The sequence below is a fragment of the Metalysinibacillus jejuensis genome, from assembly GCF_003057615.1.
Lineage (GTDB): Bacteria > Bacillota > Bacilli > Bacillales_A > Planococcaceae > Metalysinibacillus > Metalysinibacillus jejuensis.
On sequence record NZ_QAFW01000082.1, the window covers coordinates 1 to 5066 of the forward strand.

The 5066-nt window shown below is 38.2% G+C and carries 5 protein-coding genes and 1 pseudogene; 3 read left to right on the plus strand and 3 right to left on the minus strand.

What is annotated here, in order from left to right:
• Positions 1 to 763, minus strand: a pseudogene (locus DDE80_RS13600) (IS4 family transposase); the annotation flags it as partial.
• 76 nt (positions 764 to 839) lie between these two features.
• On the opposite strand from DDE80_RS13600, the gene DDE80_RS13605 reads away from it, so the two are divergent.
• Positions 840 to 1088, plus strand: a complete 249-nt coding sequence (locus tag DDE80_RS13605; RefSeq protein WP_108308440.1) for a hypothetical protein — start codon at positions 840 to 842, stop codon at positions 1086 to 1088.
• Positions 1089 to 1245: 157 nt separating this feature from the next.
• Here DDE80_RS13605 and DDE80_RS13610 read toward each other — a convergent pair whose 3' ends face one another.
• Positions 1246 to 1773, minus strand: a complete 528-nt coding sequence (locus tag DDE80_RS13610) for a hypothetical protein (RefSeq protein ID WP_108308442.1) — start codon at positions 1771 to 1773, stop codon at positions 1246 to 1248.
• Positions 1774 to 2005: 232 nt separating this feature from the next.
• The gene (locus DDE80_RS13615) at positions 2006 to 2866 is read right to left on the minus strand and encodes a hypothetical protein (protein ID WP_235612346.1); all 861 of its coding nucleotides are present in this window, start codon (positions 2864 to 2866) and stop codon (positions 2006 to 2008) included.
• A 169-nt stretch (positions 2867 to 3035) separates the two neighbouring features.
• Between DDE80_RS13615 and DDE80_RS13620 the strand changes: the two genes are divergently transcribed.
• Positions 3036 to 4010, plus strand: coding sequence for a DUF4885 family protein (locus tag DDE80_RS13620; RefSeq protein WP_108308445.1), 975 nt, complete (start codon positions 3036 to 3038; stop codon positions 4008 to 4010).
• 5 nt (positions 4011 to 4015) lie between these two features.
• The gene (locus DDE80_RS13625; RefSeq protein WP_108308447.1) at positions 4016 to 4648 is read left to right on the plus strand and encodes a hypothetical protein; all 633 of its coding nucleotides are present in this window, start codon (positions 4016 to 4018) and stop codon (positions 4646 to 4648) included.
• Positions 4649 to 5066 lie beyond the last annotated feature (418 nt).

Sequence of the window (5066 nt, forward strand, 5' to 3'; positions counted from 1 at the left end):
GTACCATATCGAGTTGAATGTATTCGGTGTGTTTTTTTAACGTCCCGTTTTTGAACATTTCTGGCGCAGGGTTCTTAATATAAATCCTTGTATTGAGCTTCAACCGTGAAATATAGTACGCCTTTTTTTCATGAATGGCCTGTAAGTCGCCTAAATCGAAGTAGCCAAGATCGCGCAGGCATAAATCGCTGACCTCTACCGTTTGAAGACAGATGGTTCCATACGTTTTATCATTGTTTTTTCCTGGTCCAACATGTACATTCAGAAATTGACCACTGAGTAAACCATATTCCAATTGGATTTTCACGCCTGCCGTGTTACTACTGCCACCCGAGCCTTGATAATCAAGAGCGAACGTATCTGGCAGTTGAAAGACGGTCGCATCTAAAATACGGATGCGCCTAAAACGAGACATCAAGGTGTCGGGGAGTGATTGGTCGGCACAGAGCTTTTGTGCAAGCAGCGTGCGAAAGACCTCTCGAAGGTAGGCAACGGCTGTCTAGTTAAAGCACTGATTTAAGCCTTCTGCGCTCATCAACACACCCGTCGAAGCCTCTAAACGACTACACAATTGGATACGAGATGTGCTCCCAACCTCCTGACTAAGCCAGACACAAAGGGCAATGAGTTCGTTCGCTTGATACTTACTCGCACGCTTGACAAAGCCAACGCGTTTTGCGATGTCTTGTAAGACGGTTGGAGATAAACAGTCACGCAAATCCTGTGCGAAAAGGTTCAATTCATTGGATAGGATTTGATGCATGAAAAACGCCATCCTTTCTTGTAAACGATTGATGTTACAGAAAGCATAGCGTTTTTTTCATGTTGGGGGTATTTATGTGCTTAGCTTGATGGGTATGTGGTGGGACCCCTATACTCGCGTAACACATTATATTAAGCAAGCAGCAAGCGGATTAGCTGCACCTAACTTTTCAATGTATGAAACAAGTGCAGACGCAACTGGACGCAGAGATTGGATTGCTGAATTCGAAGCACGTGCTGCAAAAGATAGACAATACGGAAACTTTATCGGTAATGCAAACAAAACGAAAATCATTAGTATTCTGCATTTATTAGAACGAGCATAGAATATTTTTTCTAAAAGGAACGTCGCTTTGTAAAGACATTCCTTTTTATTCTGCCAATTTATTCATAAGCAATCAAAATGCCCCTGTTCAATTGAATAAGGGGCATTGGTTACCAAAGTGTCATTTGGGAACTTTATTTTGTATGTCTTTGTATAGCTCAAATAAATGTATCAAACGAACTCGAAGTCGGTTTTACTTGCTGCTGTGCTTCTACTTTTAAGCTTCTCCAAGTATCCATATAAATCGCCATAAATTTACTTTCTCTCTTCATCTCATCCTTTGTCATTACACCTGTCCAGCCTGTATTCGGAGAGTAATTTGCAATTTCTTGACCGCTTGCATCTTTAATTTTCATATACGAAATTTGATTACGTTTATTCATCGGAACCTGCTGAAAGCTTTTGGCGATATAGCCTTTACGGTCTGGTGATGCAACAGAAACATAGCTATTTTTCAACGCACGATAAGCTGTATTATTTTCGCCACCACATTTTCCTGCTTCAAAATCTTTTTTAGCCTGATTACGAATTGCTTCTTCATACGCGTCTTCGCTCATAGCAGGAGCTGTTTTCGTTGTCATTGAATCAATTCCGTTAAATTGTGGTGTCATCATCGGTATCTTTTTATCAGATACCTCGACCCCTAATAGTTTTAATGTCATCTCGTTGATACCTACTGACCTCATTTCAAACATCTCCTTTTGAAATTATTTATTACTTAAACTATCGGCTAATATATCTTATAGTTAATTGGTAAATATGATGTGGGACTCATAAAGAACATTCCCAAAGCGGTGTTTGGTAACATTAATATTATTAAAATATACAGTAAAAACCGACTCAGTTTAAAGTAGGAGTCGGTTTGATTTAAGACATAAAGACTTTATTGGTTAATATTCACTGTATATTCAGGGAATATTAAAATTGTTTCGTAACATCATATTCATAACTGAAATTCGCACGAACGTTTTTCATTGTTGATGCTGCGGTAGCTTTAGCATTATATTTGAATGACCAAATGCTAGATAAATCTAAATCATGCGTTAAAGAAATATTATACGAACCTGAAGTAGCATTTGAAGCAAGTGCAGTATACCAAACTCTATTATGACTAGACATTATTTTATGTGTAACATTTCCTTGACTTGGTGTCATTGAACTTCTAGTTGAAACCGATTTTATTTTAGCCCCTTTAGGAATAGTAGTATCTTTTGTTAAATCGAGTGTAATAACAGAAGAATCTACATCATTTAAGTTAAGCCCGGTATTGCCTGAATTAGTTGCAGTACCTGAAAAAGCAAATTCTTTACTACCAGACTTAATACGATTATCTACTGAAACCGTGAAATACATAGTACCTGTATAATTGGGATCACGAGTAATTTTTACATAAAACACATTAGATGTTGATGTGGCATCTGTGTTTACATAAAGAAAAGGTGTTAGTGAATTTGGATTTATTACAGTATCCCCTCTATCTATGCGATTATAATTTTTGTCATATAATTCGATAAACATATCTCCGTACTCGGGTTGGTATGTACCTTTAACATAAACTCGGTCACCTGTATTAGCCGTAAATTTAACATAGGCTTCATCTTGTTCTGGGTCTAAGACTGTTAAAGCACCACTACTATATTTCCAATTTCCTAAATTTGTTGCAGTACTAAAACTATTATTTCCAGTATTAGCACTTGCTGTAGAGATTAAGTTTTCGAAGCTAATCGAACATAATAATAACATTACTGCTAATAGTGCTGATTTTAAAAACTTATTCATCAATTTGCCACTCTCCTTCTGTAATATAGGTTAAACAAATCATATCATACTAAAATAAAAAAAGTAAATATATGTAATAAATAAAAATAACTTTACAAATAATTACTATAACCGATATATAGTTTGTAGATAAATTTTTATTATTAACTAATTATGCGAGGTGGAAAAAATGAAAATTTCAAATCAACAGCCTAATTACGCACAGGCAACACAAACAAATACGAAGATTCAGCATCGTAATGCATTTGAAAGTGACGGAGATAAACAAGAGAAGATACTTGAAGAAAAATATACCAAGATTCATCAAGAGAATCTACGCCAACCAGACCCAATGAGGCATATATTAGATAAATATGATAATCCATATTCACCTAAATTCCGCTCAGATTTAACGGCAGAAGAACGCAGGGCAGCTGAAAAAATGGAATTAAATTTATTAAAAACAGGTGGATTAAAAACAAATGGCAAAATGGGCTATTACGATTTTAGAGATGCAGCGTTTCGTAATACGCCGAAAGTGAATGGGCTAGTAGAAAATTACGAAAAACAAGCCTTCCAGCGTGAGCAAGTCAACAACCAAATCGGTGAGCTTTTAAAGAGTGCTGGTATAAGTCTCCCAACAGGCACAAACCTTACTTTTACGGTGAATCCAAATGATTTTTCTGTCGCTGTTTCTGGTTCAAAGGATAAGCTACTGCTTCGTCAAATAGAACAATTGTTGAATACGGAGCAAAACGGACAAGAGCTGTATCGTCATATTTTTAAAAGCCTAGACGATGACTCATCGCAGCGTTCAAAGGCAGCCGAGCGTAAATACAGCTTAATCAGCACGCTTCGCACGACAGGTTATGATTTAAGCAAATTAGAGCGAAAAGACGGCAAGTTTTTAACGCCAGACGGTCAGGATGTATTCGAGCTGTATTTAAATAATATGCGTGCGAATCCGTACGAAAAAAATTATGTCATGGCAGCGGCCTCTCATTACGGACCAACGTATTATGAGCTGGCGAAAAATGGTTTTGACGCTTTACCAGACCTGACGTTATCAATACACTATGCAGATGGCAAACTACAAGACGTCGGGCAAAAATACAATTATAGTGAAACAAGTTGGTTAACAGCACTTAAAAATAGCATGAGGTGAGCGAATTGAAAATTGGATACACGACTTTTCCGCAACCAATCGTCCTGAAGCGAGATAAAAACGAAAAAACATCCGTCGCAGAGGGGAATGCCCTTCAACAAATGGCAACGTCCAAGCAAGCATTGAAGGAAACCGTGCAACGGCAGCTTTCGGAAATGCAAGAAGCTCGCACCGATATGGGCGAAGATGACCCGAAAGCCCAGCGTTATATCGAAAAATTCAAAAGCGGCAAAAAGCTGACACCAGAGGAAATGGCCTACGTGCGCCAAAATGCACCAGGTATGGTCGATTACATTGACCGCATTATGCGTGAGCGCGAAGTCATTGAACTCAGTATGAAAATGGCACCAACGAAAACGGACGTACAAATGGTGGCGTTCCGTGCATCGAAACAAATCGAAAAGCATCAAATTCCGGAAGAACGTGAGATTCGTGCCAAGCATTTAGTCGACGCGAAGCACGAGTACGAGCAAACAGAGGAATACAAGGAAAAACCGAACAGCCCCTTAGACAAACAAGAAAAGCCGGTAAAAGTTCGCTACAAACGAAGTGAAAAAGAAACACTCGAGCTCGCAAAAACTGCGTATGAGCCGGTAAAACTAGAGAAGAAAGAGCCTTCCATTCAACATGAACAATAAGAAACGACGAAAATAACCAACAGCCTTATCAATGGCGTTGGTTATTTTTGTATAGATTTGTGCAGTAGGAATAACAAATAACATTCCCAAACCGACGTTTGGGAACATTCCTTGCTAAATCTCACTTACAATAAGCGAGTATAAATAAAAACTACTCGCACATAAATATGGTCTATGCCACGCCTGTTGATTAGCTAATTTTCACCGTAAAAAACTAATAAAAAAGAGAGATTCCATGTAAAATGTAAGTTACCACACAAACTTTTTACGAGGAGGAATCTCTAGGCTCGCGAATACCACGATTTTCACACTACTTCAAAACTTTATTTCACAGGAAGAACTCGCGGGTATTCTTACCGAATTCGGCTTTGAAGATACGGCTCGTAAATGCGATGTCCCTACGCTTTTACGTTATTTA

What these genes read in the sequence shown, in the direction of transcription:
- DDE80_RS13615 (WP_235612346.1), bottom strand. Translation starts at nt 2,866, where the DNA reads ATGAATAAGTTTTTAAAATCAGCACTATTAGCAGTAATGTTATTATTA.
- DDE80_RS13620 (WP_108308445.1), top strand. Translation starts at nt 3,036, where the DNA reads ATGAAAATTTCAAATCAACAGCCTAATTACGCACAGGCAACACAAACA.
- DDE80_RS13610 (WP_108308442.1), bottom strand. Translation starts at nt 1,773, where the DNA reads ATGAGGTCAGTAGGTATCAACGAGATGACATTAAAACTATTAGGGGTC.